25 protein-coding genes and 1 tRNA gene are annotated in these 26821 nt (G+C 61.2%); 10 read left to right on the forward strand and 16 right to left on the reverse strand.

The genetic code is table 11. The annotated features are described in order from the left end of the window. Positions 1 to 104: 104 nt before the first annotated feature. Positions 105 to 1742 carry a hypothetical protein gene (locus tag ACYVIT_RS01595; protein ID WP_460478142.1) on the forward strand — a complete coding sequence of 546 codons (1638 nt, stop codon included), beginning with the start codon at positions 105 to 107 and terminating at the stop codon, positions 1740 to 1742. A gap of 164 nt (positions 1743 to 1906) precedes the next feature. Here ACYVIT_RS01595 and ACYVIT_RS01600 read toward each other — a convergent pair. Further along, a tRNA-Phe gene (locus tag ACYVIT_RS01600) sits at positions 1907 to 1982 on the reverse strand. A gap of 189 nt (positions 1983 to 2171) precedes the next feature. On the opposite strand from ACYVIT_RS01600, the gene hemA reads away from it, so the two are divergent. The 4 genes from hemA (at position 2172) to grxD (ending at position 5936) form a co-directional block, all read left to right on the forward strand. Next, complete coding sequence (gene hemA / locus ACYVIT_RS01605; protein WP_415807754.1) at positions 2172 to 3446, forward strand: glutamyl-tRNA reductase; 1275 nt, start codon at positions 2172 to 2174, stop codon at positions 3444 to 3446. A gap of 92 nt (positions 3447 to 3538) precedes the next feature. Beyond that, complete coding sequence (prfA, locus tag ACYVIT_RS01610) at positions 3539 to 4621, forward strand: peptide chain release factor 1 (RefSeq protein ID WP_415807753.1); 1083 nt, start codon at positions 3539 to 3541, stop codon at positions 4619 to 4621. A gap of 1 nt (position 4622) precedes the next feature. Next, entirely contained in the window at positions 4623 to 5441 is an 819-nt protein-coding gene (gene prmC / locus ACYVIT_RS01615; RefSeq protein ID WP_415807752.1) for a peptide chain release factor N(5)-glutamine methyltransferase, read from the forward strand. Between the two features lie 168 nt (positions 5442 to 5609). After that, the gene (gene grxD, locus ACYVIT_RS01620; RefSeq protein WP_415807751.1) at positions 5610 to 5936 is read left to right on the forward strand and encodes a Grx4 family monothiol glutaredoxin; all 327 of its coding nucleotides are present in this window, start codon (positions 5610 to 5612) and stop codon (positions 5934 to 5936) included. A 424-nt stretch (positions 5937 to 6360) separates the two neighbouring features. Here the strand turns inward: grxD and ACYVIT_RS01625 are convergent, their stop codons facing one another. The 10 genes from ACYVIT_RS01625 to ACYVIT_RS01670 form a co-directional block, all read right to left on the reverse strand. After that, on the reverse strand, positions 6361 to 6939 hold the full coding sequence (locus ACYVIT_RS01625) for a DUF934 domain-containing protein (protein ID WP_415807750.1): 579 nt from the start codon (positions 6937 to 6939) through the stop codon (positions 6361 to 6363). Beyond that, a complete protein-coding gene (locus ACYVIT_RS01630) occupies positions 6932 to 8677 on the reverse strand; it encodes a nitrite/sulfite reductase (RefSeq protein ID WP_415807825.1) in 1746 nt (581 codons plus the stop codon). Before ACYVIT_RS01630 ends, ACYVIT_RS01625 begins: the two co-directional genes overlap by 8 nt. A 211-nt stretch (positions 8678 to 8888) precedes the next feature. Next, positions 8889 to 9545: a carbonic anhydrase gene (locus ACYVIT_RS01635; RefSeq protein ID WP_415807749.1), complete on the reverse strand. Its 657-nt coding sequence runs from the start codon at positions 9543 to 9545 to the stop codon at positions 8889 to 8891. 86 nt (positions 9546 to 9631) lie between these two features. Then, positions 9632 to 9967, reverse strand: coding sequence for an FxLYD domain-containing protein (locus ACYVIT_RS01640; RefSeq protein WP_415807748.1), 336 nt, complete (start codon positions 9965 to 9967; stop codon positions 9632 to 9634). A gap of 244 nt (positions 9968 to 10211) precedes the next feature. Further along, positions 10212 to 11252 (reverse strand): cyclase family protein, encoded by a 1041-nt coding sequence (locus tag ACYVIT_RS01645; RefSeq protein ID WP_415807747.1) that lies wholly within the window; start codon positions 11250 to 11252, stop codon positions 10212 to 10214. A gap of 21 nt (positions 11253 to 11273) precedes the next feature. Then, complete coding sequence (gene pcaD / locus ACYVIT_RS01650) at positions 11274 to 12053, reverse strand: 3-oxoadipate enol-lactonase (protein WP_415807746.1); 780 nt, start codon at positions 12051 to 12053, stop codon at positions 11274 to 11276. A gap of 56 nt (positions 12054 to 12109) precedes the next feature. Continuing rightward, positions 12110 to 12406 carry a YciI family protein gene (locus tag ACYVIT_RS01655; RefSeq protein ID WP_094823794.1) on the reverse strand — a complete coding sequence of 99 codons (297 nt, stop codon included), beginning with the start codon at positions 12404 to 12406 and terminating at the stop codon, positions 12110 to 12112. Between the two features lie 23 nt (positions 12407 to 12429). Next, on the reverse strand, positions 12430 to 12705 hold the full coding sequence (gene catC, locus ACYVIT_RS01660; protein WP_094823793.1) for a muconolactone Delta-isomerase: 276 nt from the start codon (positions 12703 to 12705) through the stop codon (positions 12430 to 12432). A 33-nt stretch (positions 12706 to 12738) separates the two neighbouring features. After that, positions 12739 to 13383 carry a 3-oxoacid CoA-transferase subunit B gene (locus ACYVIT_RS01665; RefSeq protein WP_415807745.1) on the reverse strand — a complete coding sequence of 215 codons (645 nt, stop codon included), beginning with the start codon at positions 13381 to 13383 and terminating at the stop codon, positions 12739 to 12741. Next, positions 13380 to 14066 (reverse strand): 3-oxoacid CoA-transferase subunit A, encoded by a 687-nt coding sequence (locus ACYVIT_RS01670; RefSeq protein WP_415807744.1) that lies wholly within the window; start codon positions 14064 to 14066, stop codon positions 13380 to 13382. Before ACYVIT_RS01670 ends, ACYVIT_RS01665 begins: the two co-directional genes overlap by 4 nt. A gap of 162 nt (positions 14067 to 14228) precedes the next feature. On the opposite strand from ACYVIT_RS01670, the gene ACYVIT_RS01675 reads away from it, so the two are divergent. Further along, positions 14229 to 15005, forward strand: a complete 777-nt coding sequence (locus ACYVIT_RS01675; protein ID WP_415807743.1) for an IclR family transcriptional regulator — start codon at positions 14229 to 14231, stop codon at positions 15003 to 15005. 174 nt (positions 15006 to 15179) lie between these two features. On the opposite strand, the gene ACYVIT_RS01680 is transcribed toward ACYVIT_RS01675, so the two are convergent. The 3 genes from ACYVIT_RS01680 to ACYVIT_RS01690 all read right to left on the reverse strand — a co-directional run bounded on the left by ACYVIT_RS01680 (position 15180) and on the right by ACYVIT_RS01690 (position 18317). Next, positions 15180 to 15905 (reverse strand): SDR family NAD(P)-dependent oxidoreductase, encoded by a 726-nt coding sequence (locus ACYVIT_RS01680; RefSeq protein WP_415807742.1) that lies wholly within the window; start codon positions 15903 to 15905, stop codon positions 15180 to 15182. 19 nt (positions 15906 to 15924) lie between these two features. Beyond that, positions 15925 to 17262: a short-chain fatty acid transporter gene (locus ACYVIT_RS01685; RefSeq protein WP_415807741.1), complete on the reverse strand. Its 1338-nt coding sequence runs from the start codon at positions 17260 to 17262 to the stop codon at positions 15925 to 15927. Positions 17263 to 17384: 122 nt separating this feature from the next. After that, positions 17385 to 18317 carry a 3-hydroxyacyl-CoA dehydrogenase family protein gene (locus tag ACYVIT_RS01690; RefSeq protein ID WP_415807740.1) on the reverse strand — a complete coding sequence of 311 codons (933 nt, stop codon included), beginning with the start codon at positions 18315 to 18317 and terminating at the stop codon, positions 17385 to 17387. 422 nt (positions 18318 to 18739) lie between these two features. Here ACYVIT_RS01690 and ACYVIT_RS01695 point away from each other — a divergent pair, with 422 nt between their 5' ends. After that, positions 18740 to 19681, forward strand: a complete 942-nt coding sequence (locus tag ACYVIT_RS01695) for an alpha/beta hydrolase (protein WP_415807739.1) — start codon at positions 18740 to 18742, stop codon at positions 19679 to 19681. 79 nt (positions 19682 to 19760) lie between these two features. Here ACYVIT_RS01695 and ppc read toward each other — a convergent pair whose 3' ends face one another. Then, positions 19761 to 22610, reverse strand: coding sequence for a phosphoenolpyruvate carboxylase (gene ppc, locus ACYVIT_RS01700; RefSeq protein WP_415807738.1), 2850 nt, complete (start codon positions 22608 to 22610; stop codon positions 19761 to 19763). Positions 22611 to 22863: 253 nt separating this feature from the next. Here ppc and queC point away from each other — a divergent pair, with 253 nt between their 5' ends. Further along, positions 22864 to 23568, forward strand: a complete 705-nt coding sequence (gene queC / locus ACYVIT_RS01705) for a 7-cyano-7-deazaguanine synthase QueC (protein WP_415807737.1) — start codon at positions 22864 to 22866, stop codon at positions 23566 to 23568. Between the two features lie 239 nt (positions 23569 to 23807). Further along, positions 23808 to 25145: an MFS transporter gene (locus tag ACYVIT_RS01710; protein ID WP_415807735.1), complete on the forward strand. Its 1338-nt coding sequence runs from the start codon at positions 23808 to 23810 to the stop codon at positions 25143 to 25145. A 57-nt stretch (positions 25146 to 25202) separates the two neighbouring features. Here the strand turns inward: ACYVIT_RS01710 and ACYVIT_RS01715 are convergent, their stop codons facing one another. Continuing rightward, positions 25203 to 25754, reverse strand: a complete 552-nt coding sequence (locus ACYVIT_RS01715; RefSeq protein ID WP_415807734.1) for a GNAT family N-acetyltransferase — start codon at positions 25752 to 25754, stop codon at positions 25203 to 25205. A 163-nt stretch (positions 25755 to 25917) separates the two neighbouring features. Between ACYVIT_RS01715 and ACYVIT_RS01720 the strand changes: the two genes are divergently transcribed. After that, positions 25918 to 26808 carry a LysR family transcriptional regulator gene (locus ACYVIT_RS01720; protein WP_415807733.1) on the forward strand — a complete coding sequence of 297 codons (891 nt, stop codon included), beginning with the start codon at positions 25918 to 25920 and terminating at the stop codon, positions 26806 to 26808. Positions 26809 to 26821 lie beyond the last annotated feature (13 nt).

A 26821-nucleotide genomic window follows, 5' to 3' on the forward strand; every position in this document is an offset into this window, starting at 1 on the left:
CGGGGCATATGGCCCCAGGGGCCAGGCAGCAGTCGCAGCCGACGGGCCCGTCAAGGACGCCTGGTGGCTCGACGCAGGGGTCATCGTCATCGTTGTCGTTGCCTGTGCAACAGCCGCACCGCAGGGCTGCGGTGGGTGCCGCGTCGATGGCGCCGCGGCGAGCAAGCCCTGCGGGGTTGGCGCGAGGCGGCCAGGTGCCGCCGTCCCAGTGGTCCGATGAGGAAGTGCATGCTGAGCAACAGGCACTGGCTGTCCTGCTAAAAACGCTGGAGGGTGAGGAGCACGCAGTGCTGGAGACCGAGCAACGAGATATGGTGGCAGACGTGCAATCGGCGATTGCTGCGGGGCATTGCGTATTGAGGGAGTCGCTGTCTCATCCGGACGGTTCGGTCAGTAGGCGGTACGGCATTTCTCCGCCTGAGTATCTGGCTGAGGCGGTCAAGGATGGCGTAGCGGCGGGGATGGGCCAAGAGAGCTCGCATTTGTACGAAGCGATGGTGCACATGCGTGACGGGCGTGCGCTGCGCATTGATGTGGAGCCGAGTTTCGAGGTGCCCTTCACCGTACTATTCGGGCCCGTACCCGGCATATTGACGCATGCGCACGCAGGAGCCAACATCAAGTATGGCGAGGCCAGCAGCGGTTCGCAGGTGGGTAGCGATGCGGCTGCGTCCTCGAACGGTCCGCCTGCTCCGTCCACGGTCCAACGTTTGGCGGCCGAGTTCAGTCAGGCGGAGTTGATTGGCGCGGTCATACAGCGGCACAACCCGCAGGACTTCACTGGCGCGTCACTGCCGTCGGGGGCTTCGGTTGGCAGCCAAGCGTTGTCGAGCGAGCCGGCGGCCTCGGGGGTGACAGGCAATGCGGCGCTGGTGCAGGCGATCGCTGCTGCCGTCCCCAAAGGGAGCCTCAACAAGACTCAGCACTACAAGGCAATCCTGGATGCCAACGAGCGTCGCCCGGCCGGGGATCCCTGGCCCAACAAGAGCATGATAAAGGCCGCGGGGATCGACTCGGGCCAAGCCAGCAGGATACGCGATCGGCTGGCACCGGACACGCCGCGCACGATCGCCGCACGCGAGTTCATTGCCGATACCGCCCCGAAGGACGATCAGAAGGACCCCGCCAGCGAGCGCTACCGCCGCCTGCTCGAACACAACAAGCAGCGCGCGTCCGGGGAGCCCTGGCCCGACAAGAGCATGATAAAGGCCGCCGGGATCGACTCGTCCCAAGCCATCTGGATACGCGAGCGGCAAGAGCCGGACACGCCGCGCACGATCGCCGCGCGCCAGTTCATTGCCGATACCGCCCCGAAGGACGATCAGAAGGACCCCGCCAGCGAGCGCTACCGCCGCCTGCTCGAACACAACAAGCAGCGCGCGTCCGGGGAGCCCTGGCCCGACGATAGCATGATAAAGGCCGCCGGGATCGACCAGGGCAGTGCCAGCAGGATACGCGATCGGCTGGCACCGGACACGCCGCGCACGACCGCCGTGCGCCAGTTCATTGCCGATACCGCCCCGAAGGACGGTAAGAAGGACCCCGCCACCGCGCGCTACCGCCGCGTGCTCGAACACAACGAGCAGCGCGCGTCCGGGGAGCCTTGGCCCCCCAAGAGCATGGAAAAGGCTGCCGAGATCGACTCAAGCGACGCCCGCAAAATACGCAAACGTCTGGCCGCAGAGGATGGGCAGGCGACCGAATCGGTCGGGAGTGATTCATCGGATCAAGAGTCCCTCTGAGCCCAGTCATCGACGCGGCAGCCGGGTCAGCACGTCCTTGAGGTAAGGCTACAGGTAGGCCGTTGTTGCCCCATCCTGGAGATGTCAAAGCTACTTTGATTTCGGCTCTGCAAGAGGCCGTACAAAAGAAAATGCCCAGCTACAAGAGCTGGGCATCGAATTCGTGGTGGCCTGGGGCGGAATCGAACCACCGACACGCGGATTTTCAATCCGCTGCTCTACCGACTGAGCTACCAGGCCAACGAAGTCCGCAACTATACACAATTTTTTGACCTTGTGCAGGCGAATGCCGGGAAAAAGTCCCAAGCGAGCAAAAAAAACATATGTAAATCAGCTTTACTACGGGATAACCCTTGGCTGTATAATTTTCATCTGCCTCATGTTACAAATGCGTCGTGCTCCGCCTGACGGTGCCTATTTCTGTATCCCATGTCCGTAGCTGTTCTTGCGTTCGGTCTGAATCACACGTCTGCGCCCGTATCGGTGCGCGAACGGGTGTCTATGCCCGTCGATTTGGTGCGGCCGGCATTAGAGGGGCTGCGGTCAGCATTTGGCGGGGCAGTGCGCGAGGCGGCGATTCTGTCCACCTGTAATCGCACCGAGGTCTACTGTGCGGCGGATGCGCACGTGGCCGAGCACTTGCCCGTGTGGCTGGCTGACCATAACCGCCTCGAGGCGGGGGCGCTCAGTCCTCACTTGTATCGCCACCAGCAGGACGACGCCGTGCGCCATGCGTTCCGCGTGGCCAGCGGACTCGATTCCATGGTGCTGGGCGAGCCGCAAATCCTGGGGCAGATGAAAGACGCGGTGCGTGCCGCCGGCGAGGCTGGTTCGTTGGGTACGCTGCTGCATCAGCTATTCCAGCGGACGTTCTCCGTCGCCAAAGAGGTCCGGTCACAGACCGAGATCGGCGCGCATTCGGTATCGATGGCCGCTGCCGCGGTGAGATTGGCCGAACGCGTGTTCGGCAATCTGGATCAGGCGCGCACGCTGTTTATCGGCGCAGGCGAGATGATCGATCTCTGTGCGACGCACTTTGCGGCGCAGCGCCCACGCAGCATGACGGTGGCCAATCGCACGGCAGAGCGCGCCGAGACGTTGGCCGGAAAATTCTCGGCCAGCACGATGAAGCTCGCCGATCTGCCGGATCATCTGGCCGAATTCGACGTCATTGTTTCCTGTACGGCCAGTTCCCTGCCCATATTGGGCCTGGGGCTCGTCGAGCGCGCGACGCGCCAACGTCGCCACCATCCGATGGTGATGATCGATCTGGCAGTACCGCGTGATATCGAGCCTGAAGTCGGCCGGCTCGATGACGTATATCTGTATTCCGTTGATGACCTGGGCCGCCTGGTACAAAGCGGCACCGATGCACGCCGTGCCGCAGTGGTACAAGCCGAGGCCATCATCGAAACGCGTGTCCAGGGCTTCATGCACTGGATGCAGTCGCGCGAAGTCGTGCCCGTGATCCGCGACCTGCATCAGGCCGCCGAGGACGTGCGCGCCGCAGAACTCGACCGTGCCCGCCGCATGCTGGCGCGTGGCGAGTCGCCCGAGGCAGTGCTGGAGCAATTGGCGCATGGCCTCACTCAGAAATACCTGCACGGCCCGCTGGCGGCACTGAACCGCAGCGAAGGCGACGAGCGCAAGCAATTGCTCGCCTGGATGCCGCGCCTGTTCCCGGGTCGTGATACGCGCCGTTAGCGCTGCTGCCGCAATGCCCGCCGCTCGGCGGGCGTTCGCATTTCGGGCGCCCGCGTTTCGCTAATCCCCTTTTGTCTCTTTGGTATCCGTATATGAAATCTTCCATGCGCAGTCGGCTGGAACAGTTGTCTCACCGCCTCATCGAGGTGGACGCGCTGTTGGCCGAACCCGAAACCGCTGCCGATATGGAACGCTTTCGCAAACTATCGCGTGAGCGCGCAGAGCTCGAGCCTGTCGCATCGGCATTCGGGCAGTTTGCGCGGACTGAAGACGATCTGGCGACCGCGCAGGACATGCTGAGCGATCCCGACCTGAAGTCCATGGCCGAGGAAGAAATCAAAACGGCCAAGGATCGTCTGGAGGCCCTGGAAGGCGAGCTGCAGTTGCTGTTGCTGCCGCGTGACCCCAACGACGGCCGCAGTTTGTTCCTGGAAATCCGCGCGGGCACGGGCGGCGACGAGAGCGCGCTGTTTTCCGGCGATCTGCTGCGCATGTATTCACGCTATGCCGAACAACGCGGCTGGCGTGTCGAACTGATGTCGGAAAGTCCCTCGGAGCTGGGCGGCTACAAGGAAGTGATCGCGCGCATCGACGGCGATGGCGCCTACGGACGACTGAAATTCGAGTCGGGAGCGCATCGCGTGCAGCGGGTGCCCGCCACCGAGGCCCAGGGCCGCATTCATACCTCGGCGTGCACCGTGGCCGTGATGCCGGAGGCCGACGAGATGGGCGAGATCATCATCAACCCCTCTGATCTGCGCATCGACACATTCCGTGCCAGCGGCGCGGGCGGCCAGCACATCAACAAGACCGATTCCGCAGTACGCATCACGCACTTGCCGACGGGCCTGGTGGTGGAATGCCAGGACGACCGTTCGCAGCACCGCAACAAGGACAAGGCGATGCAGGTACTGGCCGCGCGCCTGAAAGACCGCGAATTGCGCGAACGCCAAAGCAAAGAGGCTGCGGAGCGCAAGAGCCTGGTGGGCTCGGGAGACCGGTCCGAGCGCATTCGCACGTACAATTTCCCACAAGGTCGCGTGACCGATCACCGCATCAACCTGACGTTGTACAAGCTGCAGCAAATCATGGAAGGCGATTTGGAAGAATTGACCGGCACACTCATCGCCGAACACCAGGCCGAGTTGTTGGCGGCGCTGGGAGACGAGGTCTAGCGTGAGCCGCCCCATCCTGCAAACCCTGTTGCGGGACGCGCGCTTGCCGCGGCTGGAGGTGCGCATGCTGCTCGAGCACGTGCTGCATAAACCGCGCGCGTGGATGTTGGCGCACGACACCGATCCGATCGAGTCCTGGCAGGCGCAGCAATACCAGGCCCTGGTCACGCGCCGGCTGGCTGGCGAGCCCATGGCGTATCTGGTGGGACATCGCGAATTCATGGGACACGATTTCGCGGTGACGCCGGACGTGCTGATTCCGCGGCCGGAAACGGAATTACTGGTTGAGACGGCTTTGGCCTGGCTCGCAGACCGTCCCGAGTCCGCCGTGCTGGATTTAGGTACCGGCAGTGGCGTGATTGCCGTGTCCATTGCACTGGGAGCACCGCAAGCCACAGTGACTGCGACGGACATCAGCGCGACCGCGTTGCAGATGGCCGTACGCAATGCGGCACGTCTGAACGCGCGCGTGGATTTCGCGCAGGGTAGTTGGTACGAGGCCTTGCCGCCCCGCGCACGCTACGACCTGATCGTATCCAACCCGCCTTATATTTCACGTGATGACGAACATCTGGGGCAGGGCGATCTGCGGTTCGAGCCTCGTGGCGCATTGACCGACGGCGCCAATGGCCTGCGCGATTTGACCACCATTGTGAACGGCGCAGTCGACCGTTTGCGTTCGGGAGGAGAGCTGTGGATGGAACACGGCTGGGATCAGGCGCAGGCCGTGCGGCAATTACTGATAGATGCCGGCTTCAAGAATGTCACCAGTCTGCGCGACCTTTCGGGAATCGAGCGAATTTCTGGCGGGTCTCTATAATGGATTTATCCGAATTTTCGAGAACCCCCGCGCTGGCACCAGGGGCTGCGACGAGGTACCACTTCTTTCCTGCCGTCCCCTGAGGCCAAAGCCCACGCCACATCGTTTTGCGGCACATTATTCAGGACGTGGGGCAATCCATCCGTTTTACATGTTTGTGAGATCACCATGAGCGACGTACAAGAATTCATCCGCGACACCGTGACCCAGCACCCCGTGGTGTTGTTCATGAAGGGCACGGCCCAGTTTCCCCAATGTGGTTTTTCCGGCCGCGCCATTCAGATCCTGAAAGGCTGTGGTGTCAAAAAGCTGATCACCGTCAACGTCCTCGAAGACGACGAAGTCCGCCAGGGCATCAAGGAATACTCCAACTGGCCCACCATCCCGCAGCTGTACGTCAGCGGCGAATTCATCGGTGGCTCGGACATCATGAACGAGATGAACGAAAACGGCGAGTTGAAGACCCTGCTGGATCAATCCGGCGCAACGGCATAAATCGTTGATCGTCGCGAAACATCCCGCGATAGTGATTTTTGGTCGCGCCCGTAGGCGACCAAAAATCGCAGCCCCACAAGATCTTCCGTTCTAAAAAACGGCGTCCCACGAAGCCCAAGCAAGAAGGCCGTCCCAGCGATCGTACGATTTGAAATTGCTGCGAGTTGATGTGGGGCAGTGGCCGCGTTGGGGCGCCTCGGCGTCGAGCGAGGGAAACCGAAGGAGCGTAGCGACGAGGTTGACGAAGCGGTGTCGGCCGCGCAGGCGGCCGACCGATGCCGCGAAGCCCCAACGCGGCCACTGCCCCACATCAACGTCCAGAAGAACTCAAACGCTCGACTGGAAGCCGCATCCGCGGATCCGAAACCTGCCAACCGTCGTCATCAGCAGCTACGACTCACCACGGAACGAGAGGAAATCGAATTCAAGCAGCCAACAATTCCGGCGGCTTCGGATAAGTCTTCTGATAGTGCACTGTAAACGTCCTGAACGCAGCCAACGCCTTCTCAGGATCGTGCCCAGGCTTCACCAAGAAGCTATCAAACCCCACCCGCGCCTGATAGTGAATCGTATCGATCATCACATCCCCGATCGCCCGCAATTCACCCTGCCATCCATGACGCGTACGCAGCAACTGCGCCAGCGAATAACCCCGCCCGTCCGTATAAAGCGGAAAGTCAATCGCAATGAATGCAAGACCCGCGTCATCAACACGGCCGTCTTCGCCAATCAGGTCCTGCAATTTAGCGTCCGGCGGCAACAGCACCGCAACAGGATGCTGCCGCTGACGTAACGTATCTCGCTGCGCTGTCCAGAGCGCTAATGGAATAATCCATCCCGGCTCATCCGCCGGTAATGCAGGCGCCGCATCAGCAGCGACCTGGGCGTCCTCACCAGTGGCCTCTTCAGCAGCCGGCGAGAAAACACGCCCATCGTTAATCTGCAATTGGCCGTGGCGAATCAGGCGGGCAACATTGTCATCCGCAGAAATCAGATCAGACATGAGCCACCTCACGAGCTGCCGGCGCGGCTTTGGCCACGGCGGGATCGGAATACACGTCGTCCTTGAACGGAGCGATACCCACGCGGTCGACGACATCAATAAAACGCTCCGCGTCGCTGTCACGCAATCGCAGATAAGTCTGGATCAAACGCTCGACGACATCAGGCACCTGCTCGCGCGCAAACGACGGCCCGATGATGCGGCCAATCGCCGCGCCACCGCCCCGTGTGGATTGCAGATCGGGCAACGGTTTGGCCGCGCCGTTTTGGCGCCCGCCCAGCGTGACTTGATACCACTCTTCGCCATTCTTATCGACGCCCAGAATGCCGATATGGCCGACGTGGTGATGGCCACAGGCGTTGATACAGCCCGAGATATTCAGATCGAGCTCGCCGATTTCGAACAGATAGTCCAGATTGTCAAAACGCGTCTGGATGGCTTCGGCGACCGGAATGGACACGGCATTGGCCAAGGCGCAGAAATCACCGCCCGGGCACGAGATGATGTTGGTCAGCAACCCGATGTTAGGCGTGGCCATGTTCAGCGCGCGCAGTTCTTCCCAAAGCGAGAACAACTGCGAACGGCGCACGTCGGCCAGTACCAGGTTTTGCTCGTGCGAGACGCGAACCTCGCCATAGCCATAACGCTCGGAGAGATCTGCGACGGCGTCCATCTGGTCGGCCGTGATATCGCCAGGCGGCACGCCAGTGGGCTTCAGTGACAGCGTCACGGCAGCATAGCCAGCGACCTTGTGGTCGCGTACGTTCTTTTGCAGCCAGCGGGCAAACGCGGGGTGTGCGGCGGCGTGCATTTCCGTGGGGTCAGGCTCGCCCGCGACAGATTCGTCATAGTCCGGCCACGTAAAGCGCTGCGCAATGGTGTCGACATATTCCTGGGTCAGCGTGTCGGGGCCGCCCTTGATCAACTGCCATTGTTCATCGACCTGCTCGGCATAGACCTCGGGTTTGAGTTCCTTGACCAGGATTTTGATGCGTGCTTTGTACTTGTTGTCGCGTCGGCCATGCAGGTTGTAGACGCGCAATGCCGCTTGCAGATACGTCAACAGATGCTGCCACTCGACAAACGGATTGATCAGATGGCCCACCATGGGGGTACGGCCCAGACCGCCACCGACCCAGACGCGGAAACCGAGTACGCCATCGCGCTCGACAGCCTGCAGGCCGATGTCGTGCACACCGACAGCGGCGCGGTCTTCCTCGGCGCCGCTGACGGCGATCTTGAATTTACGCGGCAGAAATGCGAATTCCGGATGCAGTGTCGACCATTGGCGGATGATCTCGCACCATACGAGCGGATTGACCAACTCGTCAGGGGCAACGCCGGCGAAATGGTCGGAGGTCGTGTTGCGTATGCAATTGCCGCTAGTCTGGATCGAGTGCATTTGCACCTTGGCCAGCTCTGCCAGAATGGTGGGCACGTCTTCGAGCTTGGGCCAGTTGAACTGCATATTCTGGCGCGTGCTGAAATGGCCGTAGCCACGGTCCCAGGTGCGGGCAATATGAGCCAGCGTACGCAGTTGGCGCGCGGCCAGCAGGCCGTACGGGATGGCGATGCGCAGCATCGGCGCATGACGTTGAATGTACAGGCCGTTCTGCAGGCGCAGGGTGCGGAAATCGTCTTCGGTTAGCTGACCATCAAGAAAACGCTGGGTCTGGTCGGTGAACTGCGCGACACGTTGTTCTACAAGCTGTTGATCGACAGGGTCGTACACATACATGGCAAGTTGCCCTATTGGGGCGCCCGGTGGGGCGTAATGGAACCACTGACAGCAAACGACGCTCAAGGCATGACAATAAACGTCGCGGACGCAAAAGCGCGCCGCCAGGCGGCGCCGCTACATGCTATGTACATAACCGTAACAGCCGATATCCTCGGCTGTCTAAGTCATTTTCGTTATAAGAATAGAAGCTGGCCGAGGACTCAGAGGATCAATCTGGCGTGCCGGACGCCTGCGGTTGGCAGGGGGCGAACTTTCCGCTTTCGGGGTCGCGCAGGAACAACAGGCCGGTGGCGACACCGAAGTAGGCGCCGTGCAGTTCGATTTTGCCGGCTTCGACGCGTCGGCGAATCGACGGAAAGGTCTGCAGGTTGCGCAAGCTGTGTTCGACCACGGCCCATTCCAGACGCTGGATATCGGTGGTGCGGTCGCCAGTGCGCGGCAGCGCATCGGCTACGGGTGTGATCTGCGACATCCATTTGCCGACGAAATCGATTTTGGTCAGCGGTTCGGCGTCGTCGAACACGGCACGCACGCCGCCGCATGAGGCGTGGCCGAGCACGACAATGTGCTTGACGTTCAGCGCGTTGACGGCGAATTCGATGGCAGCACTCGTGCCGTGATAGGACGAGGACTCGGCATCGCCCTCATAGGGCGGGACCAGATTGGCCACGTTGCGGATGACGAACATCTCACCGGGGCCCGCATCAAAGATGACCTCGGGCGACACTCGGGAATCACAACAGCCGATCAGCAGGATTTCGGGGTTCTGGCCTAATTCGCCCAGGTCCTCATAGCGTTTGCGTTCGTTGTGAAAGCGGCCGTCCAGAAAAGCCTGGTAGCCGTCAGTAAGTCTTTTGGGGAACATAGAACATCCTTGTTGTTATGGCGCACGCACGCCATTATTTTCCCACAGACCGCTTACAACTAGCCTGCAACGCAACGCGTCCCCGATTATTGGGCCTGAATATCCTTGGCGCTAAAACGAGTGAAATCCGTTGTGGTCGGCGTCTGGGATTGCCAACTGTCGCCAGGGGCAAGCGGGGTGTCGCGGCGACCGGTGACACGGCCGATTTCCTTGCCCTGGGCGTCGTATAACGCGTAGGTGACCGACAGGCCGTTGACGGCCGTATCGCGATGGTTGGAGACCGTGCTGGTAATGATCCAGACGCCATCGGCCTGGCGAGTGGCGCTCAGGTCCTGGATCGATACGCCGTGCGGCAGACTGCTCTGCGCTGACGCGCCGATGCTGATCAGGGAGAGCAACAGGGAAACGAGATACTTTTTCATGGCAATCTCCTTGCCGCGGAAGCGGCCGGGTTCTTGCCGTAAATTAAGGGCGGTCCGCCGATGATGCAATGGCTGATTGTGTAAGGAGTTTGCTATTTGCAATGACGCAATGACCGCGGTGGGGCAGGGCGTTGCGCCGGTTCAGCGGCAGCGCTGAGGTCCAAGCCATCGTGCTGGTCCGCGTAGCGGCGCAGAGATGTCGAGCGCACCGGGTATCCGCCCGGATACGCTCTCCTATGCGCTGTTATACCGTCGCCACGGGTGTGACCGGCGAGCCGACCGCGTGCGGCAGCCGCAACGGCGGCGCGGTCAGCATGAAACGATGCCGGCCATTGCTATGCAGCCATTCGGCCAGGTCCTTCAGGTACCACAGCTCTGCCAGGGGCAGGCCCAGTTTGAACAGGCAGTGATGATGCAGCGGCAGCATCGCGCGGGGGCCTTGGCGATCACGGGCGGGATAGGCCTCGACGGCATAGTTATCGGCGCAGATGGCCGCGATGCCGCTGTCGGTGATCCATTGCAGCAACGCTGCATCGGTGCCGTCCAGGGCTGCACCATAGGTGTGCAACACGTCGGCGTCGGGCTGGCCGGCCATCTCGATGATTTTTTCTGCGTAGCCGGTGCGCAGGACCAGCATGTCGCCGGATTCGATCGTGATGTCGTCGGCCTGTAAAACCTGCATGAGCTCGGCATGGCCGATCAAGGTGCGTCCGGTACCAAAGTGGCGGGCCAGATCGACCAGCACACCGCGTCCTTGGATGCCTTTCTGTGCCAGGTTTTCAATGCCGAGCTTCAGGGCGGCCGAGGGGCCGCCGCTGTTGCAGCCGCAGCCGGCGTGGTCGCCGTCGGCCGGCCCCACGATGTCGACGCCGGCGCGGTAGCCGTTGTAATAGCAGAGCTCCGCGCGGCCGTCGCCGTCTGCATCGAACAGGGCGCCGACGTGTGCCAGGGAATCCCATTGAGTGGAATACTGCATTGACAGCAGCACCTGATCGTCGCTCAAGACGTCCACCGCGTCAGGGTTCAGATTGCGCAATGGAAAGTTCAGGTAGGGCGTGTCTTGCAATCGCGTGGGGCTCAACTGCGGCGGATGGCGGCGCGGATTCAGGATGTTGCCGCCGGGCAGATCCAGGGGCAGCGACAGGCAAAACGTTTTGCCTGCCTGAATTTCTCGAGCGCCCTTGAGGACTTGAGCCTCGGTCAACAGATTGAGCCGGCCCAGTTGATCGTCGGGGCCATAGTCGCCCCAGTTCGAACCCTCGGGGCGTTGCTTCCAGCGTTGCATAGACATGCCTCCCTGATCGGTTTATGCCGTGAGAAAGTCCACAAGCGCGCGGGTGTAGGCTTGCGGCTGTTCCCAGTTGGCGATGTGCGAGGTGTTCAGTTCTACGTACTGAGCGCCTGCGATACCCGCCTGGAGTTCGCGGCCGTTTTCCGGCGTGGTCGCCGGGTCATGGGTGCCGGCGATGACCAGGGTGGGAACTTTGATTTCGGACAGACGCGCCCGCAGGTCGGCATCACGCAAGGCCGCACAGTTGGCGCTGTAGCCCTCGTTGGAGGTACGGCGCAGCATGTCGACCAACACTTGGGTCAAGCCGGGCTGGGCGGCGCGGAAATCGTCCGTCAACCAGCGTTCGACCAAGCCGGGGGCCATGTTCTCCAGGCCATTTTGTGCGACTGCCTCGATGCGGCTGGTCCAGCCTTCGGCGCTGCCAATGCGCGCAGCCGTGTTGGACAGCACTAGTTTTCGCACGCGTTGCGGATGATCGAGTGCCAGTTGCAGGCCAGTGGGACCGCCCATCGACAGGCCGCAGAAGCTCACCTGGTCGATATTCAAATGGTCGAGCAGTTCGGCGACATCACCCGCCAGTTGCGAGAACGTGTATTCGCCCGCAGGGACAGACGATTTGCCGTGTCCGCGGGTGTCATAGCGCAGCACGCGAAAGTGCTGCGACAAGGTCGGGATCTGGCGCGCCCACATGTCGGAACATGTGCCGAGCGAATTGGAGAGCACCAGTACGGGCGCATCGGCGGGGCCGTCGATGACATAGTACAGGCGGGCCTGGCTGAGATCAGCGTAAGACATATGAAAAATCCTGGGTGCTGTGGAAAGCGTGTCGGGCAATAGTCGATGGATGCGGACTACAGCATCAATTCGCCGCCGACGTAGGCTTTGCGCCAACGTGTGATGGTGACGCGTTCGAACAGGTCGGCCTGGGCAAATGGATCTGCCGCGATAAAGGCCTCGGTTTCCGCACGGGTGTCCAGATCGACCACATAGAGCCCGCCGCCTGCATCGGAGCCATCGTCATTGAGCTTTGCACCGCAAGCCAATAGCAACGCCTTGTTGGCGGCCAGGTATTCCAGGTGGGCTGGGCGATGTGCCTGGCGCACGGCTTGATGGTTGGGCTTGTCGAAGGTTTCGATGATGTAGGGCATGTGGGGCTCCGTGGTCGGTGGGCTTAGATGGCCGAGGGGTGACGCGCCAGTGCCGTGACCTGGATATCCATGTACGGGAACAACGGCAGCGACGACAACAGCTGGTGCAGTTCATCATTGTTTTCCACGTCGAAAATGCTGACGTTGGCGTAGCGGCCGACGACGCGCCACAGGCTGACCCATTTTCCATCGCGTTGCAGTTGTTGCGCCAGAGCTTTTTCGTCGGCCTTGAGTTTGTCGGCGCGCTCGGCCGGCATATCGACGGGCAGGTTTACTTGCATTTGGACCATGAATAGCATGGCAGACTCCAATTAAAAATGTTTGATGCTGACTTATTGAGCGAATTTCAACGGCAGGCCGGTCAGGCGCAGCAACTCGTCGGCGGTGATGTCGCCGAACATGTCGATGACTTTGACCTCGCCGTTGCGGATGTCAAAGACTGCCACGTCGGTATAGACACGCGAGACGCAGCGCACGCCTGTCAGCGGATAGGAGCACTCGGCAACCAGTTTGCTCTGGCCATCGCGGGTGAGCAGTTCCATCATCACAAAGACGTCTTTTGCGCCGATGGCCAGGTCCATCGCGCCGCCGACTGCGGGGATGGCATCCGGGGCGCCGGTGTGCCAGTTGGCGAGGTCACCGTGTTGCGAAACCTGAAATGCGCCCAGCACGCAGATGTCCAGATGGCCGCCGCGCATCATGGCAAACGAATCGGCATGATGAAAGAACGAGCAGCCGGGCAACTCGGTGACGGGTTGCTTGCCGGCATTGATGAGGTCGTAGTCTTCTTCGCCTTTGGCGGGGGCAGGGCCCATGCCCAGCATGCCGTTTTCGGTGTGCAAGAGGACTTCGCGGTCGGTGGGCAGGTGATTGGCGACCAGCGTGGGCAGGCCAATCCCGAGGTTGACGTAGGCGCCTTCGGGAATGTCTTGCGCGACGCGGGCGGCGATCTGGTCGCGATTGAGTTTGGTGCTCATTGTTGTTGCTCCTTGGCCGTCGGGGCGATTTGCACGATGCGTTGAACAAAGATGCCGGGGGTGACGACGGTTTCGGGATCGAGTTCACCCAGTTCTACCGTTTCGCGGACTTGAGCGACGGCGATGCGTGCGGCGCTGGCCATGATGGGGCCGAAATTACGTGCGGTTTTACGGTAGACCAGGTTGCCCCAGCGGTCGCCGCGCTCGGCCTTGATCAGCGCGTAGTCGGCGTGCAGGGGGTATTCCAATACATACTGGCGGCCGTTGATTTCGCGGGTCTCTTTGCCCTCGGCGAGCGGCGTGCCATAGCCTGTGGGCGTAAAGAACGCGCCGATACCGGCTCCGGCTGCGCGGATGCGTTCGGCCAGGTTGCCTTGCGGAACCAGTTCGAGCTCGAGCTTGCCGCTGCGATACAGACCGTCAAATACTTGCGAGTCCGATTGGCGCGGGAACGAGCAAATGATTTTGCGCACACGGCCGGCCGCCAGCAATGCCGCCAGGCCGGTGGTGCCGTTACCCGCGTTGTTGTTGATGATGGTGAGATCTTTGGCGCCCTGTTCCAACAGGGCATCGATCAGTTCCATGGGCTGGCCGGCAGTGCCGAAGCCTCCAATCATGACGGTGGCGCCGTCGGGTACGTCCGCCAAGGCGGCCGCCGCATTTGCAACGAGCTTTGAGATCATGGGGTGAGTCCGCAATAAAAAGGGCGTGTCATAATTTGTTCTTAATTAGAACTTTCGTTCTTTTGAAGAACATCGTTTCATGGTGACCGGGAGGTGTCAAGGCGGCAGCGCCAAACGTCTCACGGGGTGGATATCCGGATTTGCGCGGACAGGGTTACAGATATGGAAAACACTCAACAACCCAGTGACAGCTATGTGCAGTCGTTTGCACGCGGGCTGTCGGTGATCAGGGCATTCGGGCCGCAGCGGCCGCAGATGACCTTGTCGGAAGTTGCGGCGCAATGCGGGCTGACGCGTGCTGGCGCGCGCCGTATTCTGTTGACCCTGGAGCACCTGGGCTATGTCGCTGTCGATGGGCGTCAGTTTTCCTTGACGCCGCGCATCCTGGAGTTGGGCTACTCCTATTTGTCGGCCACGCCCTTGTGGGATTTGGCTTTGCCCTATATGGAGGAAGTTGCCGAGGCGACGCGCGAATCGTGTTCGGTGTCGGTACTCGATGGCACGGATATCGTGTACATCCTGCGCCTGTCCATGCACAAGGTCATGAGCATCAATCTGGCCGTTGGCAGCCGCTTGCCTGCGTGGGTGACTTCGATGGGCCGCGTGTTGCTGGCGGGCTTGCCTGCTGCGGAACAAGACCGAGTGCTGGCGGCCAGCGATATTCGGGCGCACACGGCGCACACGGTCACCAACCTGGCCGATTTGAAACGCATGCTGGCGCAAGTCCGTACCGATGGCTATGCCTGTGTGGTGCAAGAGCTCGAGCCCGGCTTGCAATCGGTGGCCGTGCCCATCATGGATCGCACGGGCCGCGTGATTGGCGCGATGAACGTCAGCGGCCATGCGAGCCGATACTCGCGCGAAGCCATGCTGGATGCGTTCCTGCCGCCGTTGCGCCACGCAGCTGATCAGATCAACCAAGCGTTGCGGCGCCGTTAACGCGCGAGGCGCAGGTGCGGACGTCGGATGGCCGTGTGCCGCTGCGTGTGGGGCATCGCGATGCAATGTCGCGTGCCTGACGCTGCGATGCCTCTCGCGCAGCGAGACATCGGGAGATGTCTGCGCGTACGTGGAGTCGCTGAGCATTGTGGCGGCCATGATGTGGCTGATCAATCAGATCGGCGCGACGCCGAGCGTGGTGCCGCCGCAGACATACAGCATCTGGCCGGTCACAAAGCCGTTGTCGGGCGATAGAAAGAACATCGCAGCGCGCGCGACGTCTTCCGGTGTGCCGAGGCGTTTGACGACGATGCTGTTGATGATGCGCTGCGTTTGTGGCGCGCCATCGGGATTGCTGTTGCGAAACAGGTCGGTGGCAATCGGGCCGGGGCCGATCGCATTGACGGTGATGCCGTCGCCACCCAACTCCATGGCCAACGTGCGTGTCAGGCCCACCAGGCCAGCCTTGGTGGCCGAGTACACCACGCGATCGGGCTTGCCCAGCGCGGCGCGCGACGACATGTTGACGATGCGGCCAAAGCCGGCCTCGCGCATGTCGGGCAATACGGCCTGCACCAGAATCATGGCGGTGCGCAGGTGGAGCGCGACGACATAATCCAGATCCGCCAGCGTGGCCGTATCGGCGGTGCCGGGGCGCGTCGCGCCTGCGTTATTGACCAGACCAATGATGGCGTGATCACGGGTGGCCTGTGCGGCGGCGGCTTTGGTTTGTGCTTCGTCGGTCAGGTCGGCCTGGATCGACACCAGCCCCTCGGGCGGGTTCTCGGGCAGGCGATAGTCGATGTTGACGACGCGATGTCCCGCATCGAGCAGAGCGCTCACAATAGCGGCGCCGATGCCGGCGCTGCCACCGGTGACGAGATAAGCCTGGGGTTTCATAATGGACTCCTCGGATCAGTTAGTGGGTCAGAATGCCCCAGCTCAGCACGGCGATGATCTCGATGATGCCGACCCAGATCATCATGATCACGGTGTAGCTCATCACGTCGCGCAGTTTCAGTTTTGATAGCGCCAAGGCCGGCAGAATCCAGAACGGCTGAACCAGGTCGTTCCAGGAATTCCCCAGCATGACGGCCATCGAGGTCTGGCTGATCGAGCTGCCGATTTCCTTTGCTGCGTCGATCATGAACGGACCCTGGATCATCCAGTGGCCGCCTCCCGAAGGCGCGAAGAAGTTGATGAAGAACGAACTGATCAGGCCCCAGAACGGCAGCGTGCCCGGCGTAGCCACGTCAACAAAAACGTGCGAGATAGTGTTCACCAGGCCCGAGCCCGCCATGATGGCCATGATGCCGGCGTAGAACGGATACTGCAGAATGATGCCGGAGATCGTCTTGATGCCGTCATTCAGTTTGGCCACATAAGCCGCCGGCGTGCCGAGCAGCAATACGCCCAGAAACAAGATGAAGAAATTGATCAGGTTCAGATCCAGCGAGCCGCCGTCCACGAAGTGAAAGACGACGTAGGCCATGCCGAGCAAACCGATCAACAGGCTCAGGATGCGGCTGTTGTTGAGCTTGGAAGCAATGGTGTTCTGTTCGATCAGGTCACTGCCTGGCGTGGGCTCGGTCGACTTGTCGATGGCCGGATCGACTTCGACGACTTTCTCACCGGCACGGGGATGCAGCCAGGCGTTGAGCAAGGGCAGCGTGACGATGATGATCAAGCTCGTGATCAGCATGGGCGCAGAGAAAATCGTTTCCGACAGCGGCACCGTACCCATCTGATCGACCAGGGGATGGCCGGGCGTTGCGATCAGCACCGGGATGCTGGCAGACAGGCCCAGACCGTACATGGTAAAGCCGCTATAGGCTGCGGCGATGATCAAGGGGTAGTGCACGCCTTTGACTTTCAAGGCCAGTTTCTTGGCGACGATACCGCCGATGACCAAGCCAAAGCCCCAGTTCAAATAGCTGCCGATGCCGCCGACCAGCGTGGCCACGATGATGGCCGTGCGAGGCTGATGCACGTGGCTGACGATGCGATTGAGCAGGCGATCCGTGAGCGGCGCGGTGGCCAGCACGTAGCCCATGGCCAGGATCACGGCCATCTGCGTCGTGAAGGCCAAGAGGCTCCAGAAACCGTTGCCCCATTCACGGGTGATCTGGCCCAGGCTCTGACCCTCGATGCCCATGGCCATCAACACGGTCAACAGCGTCAGCGCGATGGCGAACACAAAAGGATCGGGCAGATACTTGCGCATCAGCTCCGTAAAAAAGGACGTTAATTTGTTCATGCTGCCTCTCCAACTCGCTCCGTAAGGCGTACTTAAAGGCAGAGCCGATCATCGGACGCGACAGGGCGTCCTGGATGCAAGGGTCTGCGGGGATTACATAAATCGATATGAGGGACAAGCCTTTACTGGGCTTGTCGTTTGTTCAACCAGGCCACTAATTCACCCAGGGCTGCGCTTTTGTCGCGCAGTACTTGTTCGCGGCGCTCGGGCGGCCAGGCATAGAAACCCTGGCCGGTCTTGGCGCCGAGTTGACCGGTGGCAACCTTCTCTGTGAGCAACGCCGAGGGCGTGGTGCGGTTTTCCAGGTCGGCGTACAGGTAGCTCGCGATGGCATGATGAACATCGATGCCGTTCATGTCGCGTTGCTCCAGCGGCCCGGATAGCGCCAGGCGGATGCCCAGGCTCCATTTCACGACTTCGTCGATGTCTTCGGCGCTGGCGATGCCTTGTTCCAGCAGCGAGATGGCTTCGCGGGCGAGGGCGTGTTGAATGCGGTTGGCGATAAAGCCCGGGATATCGCGATTGACCAGAACGGGACGTTTGCCGCCGAATCTCAGCGTTGCCATCACGCGCTCGACGGTTTCGGCCGAGGTGTCGTCATTGCGTACGACTTCGACCAGAGGAATGACGTCGGCGGGCGTAAAGAAGTGCGTGCCCACAAAACGATCGCGCCGCGTCACGGCCTGCGCGATGGCGTTGATCGACAGGCCCGACGTATTCGTCGCGAAGATCGTCTCGGGTTTGCACAGAGTATCCAGGCGAGCGAACGTGTCGCGCTTGAGCTCCAGCTTTTCCGGAATGGCTTCGATGACCAGGTCGCAGGCGCAGGCGGCCTCGAGGCCGGTATCCATGCGAATGCGGCGTCGTGTCTCGGCCACCGCATCGGGGGCGTAGACACCGAGCTGCCGGTCAATGACACCGGCCGCGCGTTCGAGCGCGCCGGGTACGGGGTCGATCAAGACGACCTCAAGTCCTTTTGCTGCAAACAGGGCAGCGATGCCGCTGCCCATGGCGCCTGCGCCGACGACGGCCAGGCTCTGGATAGGAAAATCCATGTCGAAAGGCTCCGGGAGGCTCGCGCTCGGTGATGGGCGCGGCAGAGCACGTCTCATCCGAATACTGTTCCAGGCGCGGGCCAGGAATCATTGTTGTTCTATATGCGAACATTTGTGCGTATATAGAATTTATTTAGGGATAGTACTAAGAATTTCGGGCAGACGCCAATGGGTTGAGATTGTCACGGGGACGACGGCATCAGGACGGAACAAGCCGGCCGGCGATGCGGGCCAACAATTTCACGAGCTAGAATTGCAATCTATTCTCATTTCGATTGATGGCTCTGCACCGGCCAGACGGCCGCGGCATGCCGTCTCTTGAGTGAAACCCACAGGCGTTGACAGTGGCTCGCCCATGCGCCGTTCTGTGACGGTCAACTTGAATCGCAATAGCTGGAATGATGTTGAGAAATGATTGGTCTATGAAGTTATCGATGCTGTCTTTGTGCTGCCTGCTGGGCGCAACCTGCGCTCACGCGCAAACTCCTGCGGCCGGGCAAGTGCCCGGCATGCAATTGGTGGGCGAGACAGTAGTGGATCATCCGTCTGAGTGGTATCAGTTTGAGCGGCACCAGATCGACTCGGCCGATGGCAAACGGCACTACCGCATCGAGATTTCGATTCCTCGTGCTGCAGCGCCGTCGGCAGGCTATCCCGTGTTGTACATGCTGGATGGCAACGCTGCGATGGCGACGTTGCAGGACGCGGACTTGGCGGCCTTGTCGCGCAGCGGCCATCCGCCTGTGCTGGTGGCGATCGGTTACGACGTGCCCACGCGTAACGATGTGGTGTCGCGCGCGTTCGACTACACGCCGCCCACATATGAAAATGGGCAGCGCGTGCACCACGAAGACGACCGGGGACGCGCCGGTGGCGGCGCCGATATTTTTCTCGAATACATCAAGTCGTCTATCAAGCCTCTGGTGCAGTCACGCGTCAAGGTGGATCCGCAAAAGGAATATTTGTGGGGCCATTCGTATGGCGGGCTGTTCACCCTGCATACCTTGTACACGCAGCCGAATGCCTTTGCGCGCTACATCGTGGGCGATCCTTCGGCGTGGTGGAATGATGGTGTGCTGGTGCAGGAATGGCGGGCGTTTGACGCGAACAAGGCGGCGGGTAAGCGCATCGCGATTCTGGTTGGCACAAAACCTCGTGATCCCAATAGGCCCATGCCGAATCTGCCGCGCGCAAAGCCCGGCCGTGCACCTATAGAAAACCCTCGCGCCGTCATTGGCGATATGGCCGATGGACTGCGCAAGGGCGGTGGCGATGTCACCTATGAGACCTTCCCGCAATATGGGCACGGCGAGATGATCCGCGTTTCGCTCGAGCGTGCATTAGAGGTTGCGGCTCAGCCGTGAGGCAAGGGGCGACGGCCAGACGAGTCTGCATCACTGCAGACGTATCTGTCCTTGCTTGCTCGCTTCGGACGCGTTTCGATCAGCCCGAGTTGCGCAGCCCCGCCGAGATGCCGTTGATGGTCAGGTGAATGGCACTGCGCACGCGTTTGTCGGGTTCTGCTGCACCGTCCTGTTGGGCGGCACGGTAGCGGCGGATCAGATCGATCTGCAGATAATTCAGCGGATCGATGTAGGCAAAACGTTCGCGCAGCGAGGACTGCAGGGCGGGGTTATCTGCCAACAGTTCCCGTTGTGTCAATAAACGCAGCATGGCGACGGTACGGCCATGCTCTGTACTGATCTGATTGAAAATGCGTTCGCGCAGTGCGCGGGCGGGCAGCAGTTGCGCGTAGCGCGCCGCGATGGCCAGATCCGATTTGGCCAGCACCATCTCCATGTTGGAGAGCAGTGTGCGAAACGCGGGCCATTCCCGCGCCATCTCTCGCAATTGGGCGAGCCTGGCGCGGCGCGAACGAGGCGCGCCGGCCGCGCCGGTCTCGAGATAGGACTCGATGGCCGAGCCCACGCCGTACCAGCCGGTCAGCATGAGACGGCACTGCGCCCACGAGAACCCCCATGGAATGGCGCGCAACTCGTCGATGTGCTGGCCTTGTTTACGTGAGGCAGGACGAGAGCCGATGTTCAGCCCGGCGATTTCCGTAATCGGCGTGGTCGCAAAGAAATATTCTGCAAATCCGGGCGTTTCATAAACGAGGCCGCGATAGCTGCGTTGCGCCGTGTCCGACATGAAGGACATGGCGGACCCATAATGTGCCATATGAGCGTCTTCGGCACTGGCGGCAGCCGCGCGAGGCGCCAGCGACGACTCCAGCGTGGCCGCAACCAGCAGTTCCAGGTGCCAGCGGCCGACCTCGGCGTCCTTGTATTTGCTCTGGATGACCTCGCCTTGTTCCGTCAGGCGCAGTTGCCCGGCCACGGTGCCCGGCGGTTGTGCCAGGATGGCGTCAAAGCTGGAGCCGCCGCCACGTCCCACCGAACCGCCGCGTCCGTGAAAGAGCCGCAGCCGCACGCGGCGCGCGCTGAACACATCGACCAGGGCGCGCTCGGCTTGATAGAGCGACCAGTTCGATGTGAGAAAACCGCCGTCCTTGTTGCTGTCGGAATAGCCCAGCATGACTTCCTGCGTGTCATTCTGTGCATGTTTAACGCGCTCTCGCACCTCGGGCAGATCCAGCCACGCCGCCATGATTTCAGGGCCGCGCTCCAAGTCAGGAATGGTTTCGAATAACGGGACAACCATCAGGCCGTCCTGCGGTTCGATGTTTTGATCGGGGGCCGTGGTCAAGCCGGTTTCTTTTTGCAGCACCAGGACCTCGAGCAGGTCGCTCAAGGTCTCGGTGTGCGACACAATCGTCTGCTGCACTGCTTGTTTGCCATACCGTGCGCGGCCCGCGGCGGCAGCGCGCAGAATGGCCAGTTCGCGGGTGGTTTCCTCGCTGTAGGTGATCCAGGGTGACGCCAGCGGCCGGGCCTGGGCCAATTCGGATCGCAGCAACGCCACGCGTGCGTCTTCGTCGAGTTGGCTGTAATCGACCGGTTTGCCATCGTGCTGCGTGCCGGCACGGGTGAACAGTTCGGTGAGCACGCGTTCGTGCACGTCTGAGCTCTGACGCAGATCGACCGTTGCCAAGTGAAAACCGAAGACCTCTACGGCCTGTTGCAAGCCGCTCAAATGCAGCCGGGCAATCGGCGCGCCATGGTTGGCAGACAGCGATGAGGCAATGACGGCCAGGTCGTTGGCCAGCTCGCGCGGTGTGTTGTATGGCGGCGCCGGATGTGTGACGCGGCGAGCCAGATCGCGGCCGGTCAGTTGTTGGGCCGTCGCTGCCAGACGAGCATAAATGCCCACCAGTGCGCGACGGTAGGGCTCGTCGCGGCGGTGGGCCGAATCATCGCCGCCGGCATCGGCCAACGTCCGCAAATCCGAGTCCGCATCGATCAACAGTGTGGTGATCGATAGTTCTGCGCCCAGGGCATGGACTTCCTGCAGGTAGTATTCAAACAGCACGGTGGCTTGACGCAACAACGCCAGCTCCAGTGTGCCAGCATCGACATTGGGATTACCATCGCGGTCGCCGCCGATCCAGCTGCCCATGCGCAGAAAGGGCTCTAACGGAGCCGGTGGCGCAGCAAAAGGCTTGACCGGCTCACGGGTCAGCAGACGGGACAGATCCGAATACACCCGCGGAATGACGTTCAGAAACGTGCTGCGGTAGTATGACAAGGCGTTTTCGATCTCGTCGGCCACGGTCAGCCGCGTGTAGCGCAGCATGCGCGTCTGCCACAGTGTGGCAATACGTCCCAGCAGAACCAGATCCAGGTCGGCGATCTCCTGGGCCGTCAACGGCCCCTCGCGTTGCAAGAGCGCCGTTGCGATTTCCCGGTGCACGTCCAGCGTGCTCTTGCGTTGCACCTCGGTCGGGTGCGCCGTCAGGACAGGTACGAGGCAGGCCTCGGACAGTAACCGGCGGATTTGTGCGAGAGTGACGCCCTGTGCCTCCAACAAGCTGACAGCCTCGCGCAGGCTGCCGCGCGCCGGCGCTTCGCTGGCCAAGGCATGCTCGCGCTGCGCGCGGTTCTGGTCGCGATCTTCTGCGATATTGGACAAATGCAGAAAATAACTGAACGCGCGGGCCACAGAGTTCGGATCATTGCCGCGCAGCCGTTTCACGCGTTGTTCTAACAACTTGCCATCGGCCTTGTTGCCCTCGCGGCGAAAACGCACGGCTGTGCGGCGCAGGGTTTCGATCGTGTCGAACACCCGTTCGCCCTCACAGGCCTGGATGACTTCACCTAATAAACGCCCCAGCAATCGGATATCGTGACGTAAGGGTTCAGCAGTATCAGACTGCGGGCGGATGGCTTTCATAGGCAGGAAATCCGTCGGGCAAAAGGGTTGGTTGAGAATTCGGGCTGATCGCAAAAACAATGAGGCTATGGATGCAAATCATTTTACGCAGCATCCGTGGCAAATAACCCTATTCGGAAAATGGGATATTTGCGTGTGGTGTTGCTCTGATCTTCCTCGTCCTGTCTACGTTGGTTTGCGGCGCGGTGCGCCATGTGTTGCGGTACAGTTTCTGTTGGGGGCGCTTTGCCTGGCAACGAATCTGAAAGTGTTTATGCAAAATCATCAACGACGCGCACTGGTCCTGTTTTCCGGCGGCCAGGACTCCACGACTTGTCTGGCCTGGGCGTTGGATCGCTATGCCCACGTTGAGACGGTCGCGTTTGACTATGGACAGCGCCATCGCATCGAGCTGGATGCGCGGCTGCGCGTGTTGAGTGAGTTGCGGACGCAGTTTCCAGATTGGGCGAAACGTCTGGGCGAGGATCATTTGCTGGATCTACGGGTGTTGGGACAGGTCGGCGATACGGCGATGACCAGCGACCGCGCCATCGAGATGCAGGAAAACGGCTTGCCCAATACCTTCGTGCCCGGACGCAATTTGCTGTTCCTGACGCTGGCCGCTGCGCTGGGCTATCGCCGCCAATTGGATGTGCTGGTGGGCGGGATGTGCGAAACCGATTTTTCAGGCTATCCGGATTGCCGAGATGACACGATCAAGGCGCAGCAAGTGGCGTTGGGTCTGGGCCTGGGCTCGCGCGTGACGATCGAGACGCCGTTGATGTGGATCGACAAGGCGGACACCTGGGATCTCGCGCAGCAGCTCGGCGGCCAGGCGCTGGTCGATATTGTGGTCGAGCAGAGCCACACCTGCTACCTGGGTGAGCGTGGCGCGCGCCATGCTTGGGGCTATGGGTGCGGAACGTGTCCGGCGTGCGCGTTGCGCAAAGCCGGGTGGGAACGTTGGCAGACGCGATAAGCGTCAAGCGCGCATATCGTGCGATGGCTCGATCGCACGAGACCGAGCAGGTCACGCTGCGAGATGAATTTCCTCGATAGCAAATCGTCTTAGTAAAGACGCTGATTGCAATGTCCCCGCTGAAGCTGATATGTTTAAACCTAAACTATCTTGCTGACGCATCGCGTTTGCGGTCGTGGCGGCAAGTGTTCAGGTGGTTCTAACGCTGATCTTTAGCCAGCCTCAGAGGAACTTTCGACATGAATACCGCCGCCGGCGCGCAGCCTTGGCATCCGTCGTCCCGTACGACATATACGGTGCTTTTCGTGTGTTTTCTGGCCATCCTGTTCGAGGGATACGACGTGGGCGTCATGGGCGCCGTGCTGCCATCGATGGCCGATGACCGCAACTGGAATCTGACACCGCTGGAGCTGGGAGCGCTCAGCAGCTATGCCCTGGTCGGGATGTTCTTTGGCGCTTTCATGGTCGGCACCTTGAGCGAAATGCTGGGCCGGCGCCGCATGCTGCTGCTGTGCGTCTCGGTATTTTCTTTGACGATGGTGGGGGCGGCGTTGGCGCCGACGCCCTGGTTTTTTGGGGTGATGCGCTTTATCGGCGGTCTGGGGTTGGGCGGGGTGATCCCCGTGGCGGCGGCATTGACGGTGGAGTATTCGCCCGAGCATCGCCGCAGTTTCAACTATGGGCTGATGTACTCGGGGTATTCGATCGGCATTCTTTGCGCGGCGCTGATCGCGATATGGTTGCTGCCCACTATGGGATGGCGCGGCGTGATCGGATTGGGGCTTGTTCCGTTGGTGCTGGTGCCGTTCATGGCGCGCCTGTTGCCCGAGTCGATCGAGTATCTGCAGGGGTGCGGCCGTATCCAGGAGGCCCAGGCATTGGCGGCGGCAACGGGCGCGGGCGTGTGGCGCCAGCCTGAAGCGGGCCCGTCCACCGAGTCGCGCACATCGTGGCGCGAGGTGGTCAAAATCATTTTCTCCCGTGACTACATTCGCGCGACCGCGTGTTTCTGGATCGCCCTCTTTCTGGGTTTGCTGCTGGTCTACGGTCTGAATACCTGGTTGCCTTCGATCATGCGCAAAAACGGCTATGACTTGGGCTCCAGTCTGTTGTTCCTGGTGGTTTTCAGTCTGACCTCTGCAGCGGGCGGCCTGTTTTTAGGCAGTGTGGCCGACAAGCTGGGCGTGCGCGGTACGGTCGCCGTGTTCTACCTGATAGGCGCAGCGGCGATCGGCGCGTTGCTGTTCGGTAATTCGCTGGTAGTCAACTACACGTTGGTCGGCTTGGCAGGCGTGGGCAGCGTGTCTGCGTCGTTGATCTTGACGGGCTACATCGCGGGCTATTATCCGGCGCATATCCGGGCGGCCGCCACAGGATGGGCGCTGAGTTTCGCACGCGTTGGTGCGATGGCCGGGCCCATGGTCGGGGGCTACGTGGCAGGCTCAGGACTGAGTTTTTCGTGGAATTTCATTGTGTTCGCGGCGGCGGCTCTGGTTGCGGCAATCGCGGTAATCCTGCTGCCGGGAACCAAGCGCAAGGCCCTCGCTGCCGGGGAGATCAGGGCGGCAAACGCCTGATGATTTTGCGATGCCAGGCACATGACGGCCCGGGTAGCAATGACGGGTGCCATGATGTCAATCTAATGGCGCAATCCCTGGGTCACGCTGGTCTCCGTCGCCCAGGGCGCGCTGCATGAGGACCGTGTCTCGCCATTGTCCAAATTTGTGGCCCACTGATCGCAGCGTACCCACTGGATGAAAACCCTGGCGAGCGTGCAATGCCAGCGAGGCGGCGTTGCGGCTGTCGCCTACGACCGCCAGCATCTGCCGCCAGCCGCCAGCCGTACATCGCTCCACCAGCTCGGCGAGCAACCGGCCCCCTATGCCCTGGCCGGCGATGCCGGGTTTGACATACACCGAGTCTTCCACCGTATAGCGGTAGGCTGGGCGAGGCCGGTACGGTGTCGCATAGGCGTAGCCAACGATCTCGCCTCCTCGTTCGGCCACCAGATAAGGCAGGTGTTGAGCCAATACCGCATCGCGCCGGGCATGCATGTCGGTGAGCGTGGGTGGGTCGAGTTCAAACGAGGCGGTGCCATGCGAGACGTGATGGGCGTAAATGGCTTGGATCGCGGGCACATCGTCGGAGGTGCTATCGCGCAGAATCAAGGCAGAGGATTCGGTCATGTTCGAGGTACGTGAAGAACTGTGCGAACCAACGGATTATGAGTCCGTTGGGGTACGCACAGTGTGCTGCAGGAGCCAGTATTAATAAAGCTTTGGTTTATTATTCAAAGCATAAGAAATTCTTTGGTTTTCAAGAGCAACGGGTGTTTTTCAAGAGCGACCTATGCGCGGCCTGAACCTGGATCATCTGCGTATCTTTCTGGATGTGATCGAACTGGGCAGTTTTTCGGCTGCGGCGGATAGGCATGGGCTGACGCAGCCCGCAGTGAGCCTGCAGGTGCGCCAACTGGAGCGCCGTTACGGCTTGAGGCTGGCCGAACGCGTGGGCAAACGGGTGACGGCGACGGCCGCGGGCATGGATCTGCTGACACATATCCGCGCGATCGACGCTGCTGTGGAGCAGGCCGAGCGCAGCATGCAGGCGCATAGTGCCCAAGTGGTGGGCCGCGTGCGTTTGGGAACCGGGGCGACCGCGTGCACGTATTTGCTGCCGCCGCTGCTGGCAGATTTGCGGCGACGTTTTCCGGCCTTGGAAATTGTGGCCAGCACGGGAAATACGGCTGATGTGCTGCGCGACATTGAGGCCAACACCCTGGATATCGGCTTGGTGACCTTGCCCGCGTCAGGCCGCATGTTTCAGGTGACGCCGGTGCTGGAGGATGAATTCGTGGCGATTTTCCCGGCCGCCGATGAGGTTCCCGCCGCCATTACCCCGCATGCCTTGGCTGAGCGGGCGGTCGTGCTCTTCGAGCCGGGCGCGCGTACCCGGGAACTGGTGGACAGCTGGTTCGAGGCGGCAGGAGTGCGGGCGCGGCCTGCGATGGAATTGGGCAGCACCGAAGCCATGAAGGAGCTCGTCGCGGCCGGCCTGGGATGCGCCATTTTGCCGGCGCTGGCGCTTCCGAAGCAGCGCGCGTCAACCCTGCAAGTCCGGTCTTTGACACCACGGTTGTCGCGCGCGCTGGCAGTGGTGCTACGCAGCGATAAGCCGCTGCATCGGGGACTGGTGCAGTTGCATACGGCGCTTTTGGCGTTGCGCCAGGGGCAGGGCTGAATGCAGCCTCCCG

Source organism: Bordetella muralis (assembly GCF_054781015.1).

Excerpts from the sequence above, each read along its gene's own strand:
- hemA (WP_415807754.1), top strand. The coding sequence starts at position 2,172 with ATGTCCGTAGCTGTTCTTGCGTTCGGTCTGAATCACACGTCTGCGCCC.
- prfA (WP_415807753.1), top strand. The coding sequence starts at position 3,539 with ATGAAATCTTCCATGCGCAGTCGGCTGGAACAGTTGTCTCACCGCCTC.
- grxD (WP_415807751.1), top strand. The coding sequence starts at position 5,610 with ATGAGCGACGTACAAGAATTCATCCGCGACACCGTGACCCAGCACCCC.
- ACYVIT_RS01625 (WP_415807750.1), bottom strand. The coding sequence starts at position 6,939 with ATGTCTGATCTGATTTCTGCGGATGACAATGTTGCCCGCCTGATTCGC.
- ACYVIT_RS01630 (WP_415807825.1), bottom strand. The coding sequence starts at position 8,677 with ATGTATGTGTACGACCCTGTCGATCAACAGCTTGTAGAACAACGTGTC.
- ACYVIT_RS01635 (WP_415807749.1), bottom strand. The coding sequence starts at position 9,545 with ATGTTCCCCAAAAGACTTACTGACGGCTACCAGGCTTTTCTGGACGGC.
- ACYVIT_RS01640 (WP_415807748.1), bottom strand. The coding sequence starts at position 9,967 with ATGAAAAAGTATCTCGTTTCCCTGTTGCTCTCCCTGATCAGCATCGGC.
- ACYVIT_RS01645 (WP_415807747.1), bottom strand. The coding sequence starts at position 11,252 with ATGCAACGCTGGAAGCAACGCCCCGAGGGTTCGAACTGGGGCGACTAT.
- pcaD (WP_415807746.1), bottom strand. The coding sequence starts at position 12,053 with ATGTCTTACGCTGATCTCAGCCAGGCCCGCCTGTACTATGTCATCGAC.
- ACYVIT_RS01655 (WP_094823794.1), bottom strand. The coding sequence starts at position 12,406 with ATGCCCTACATCATCGAAACCTTCGACAAGCCCAACCATCAAGCCGTG.
- catC (WP_094823793.1), bottom strand. The coding sequence starts at position 12,705 with ATGCTATTCATGGTCCAAATGCAAGTAAACCTGCCCGTCGATATGCCG.
- ACYVIT_RS01665 (WP_415807745.1), bottom strand. The coding sequence starts at position 13,383 with ATGAGCACCAAACTCAATCGCGACCAGATCGCCGCCCGCGTCGCGCAA.
- ACYVIT_RS01670 (WP_415807744.1), bottom strand. The coding sequence starts at position 14,066 with ATGATCTCAAAGCTCGTTGCAAATGCGGCGGCCGCCTTGGCGGACGTA.
- ACYVIT_RS01675 (WP_415807743.1), top strand. The coding sequence starts at position 14,229 with ATGGAAAACACTCAACAACCCAGTGACAGCTATGTGCAGTCGTTTGCA.
- ACYVIT_RS01680 (WP_415807742.1), bottom strand. The coding sequence starts at position 15,905 with ATGAAACCCCAGGCTTATCTCGTCACCGGTGGCAGCGCCGGCATCGGC.
- ACYVIT_RS01685 (WP_415807741.1), bottom strand. The coding sequence starts at position 17,262 with ATGAACAAATTAACGTCCTTTTTTACGGAGCTGATGCGCAAGTATCTG.
- ACYVIT_RS01690 (WP_415807740.1), bottom strand. The coding sequence starts at position 18,317 with ATGGATTTTCCTATCCAGAGCCTGGCCGTCGTCGGCGCAGGCGCCATG.
- ACYVIT_RS01695 (WP_415807739.1), top strand. The coding sequence starts at position 18,740 with ATGAAGTTATCGATGCTGTCTTTGTGCTGCCTGCTGGGCGCAACCTGC.
- ppc (WP_415807738.1), bottom strand. The coding sequence starts at position 22,610 with ATGAAAGCCATCCGCCCGCAGTCTGATACTGCTGAACCCTTACGTCAC.
- queC (WP_415807737.1), top strand. The coding sequence starts at position 22,864 with ATGCAAAATCATCAACGACGCGCACTGGTCCTGTTTTCCGGCGGCCAG.
- ACYVIT_RS01710 (WP_415807735.1), top strand. The coding sequence starts at position 23,808 with ATGAATACCGCCGCCGGCGCGCAGCCTTGGCATCCGTCGTCCCGTACG.
- ACYVIT_RS01715 (WP_415807734.1), bottom strand. The coding sequence starts at position 25,754 with ATGACCGAATCCTCTGCCTTGATTCTGCGCGATAGCACCTCCGACGAT.
- ACYVIT_RS01720 (WP_415807733.1), top strand. The coding sequence starts at position 25,918 with ATGCGCGGCCTGAACCTGGATCATCTGCGTATCTTTCTGGATGTGATC.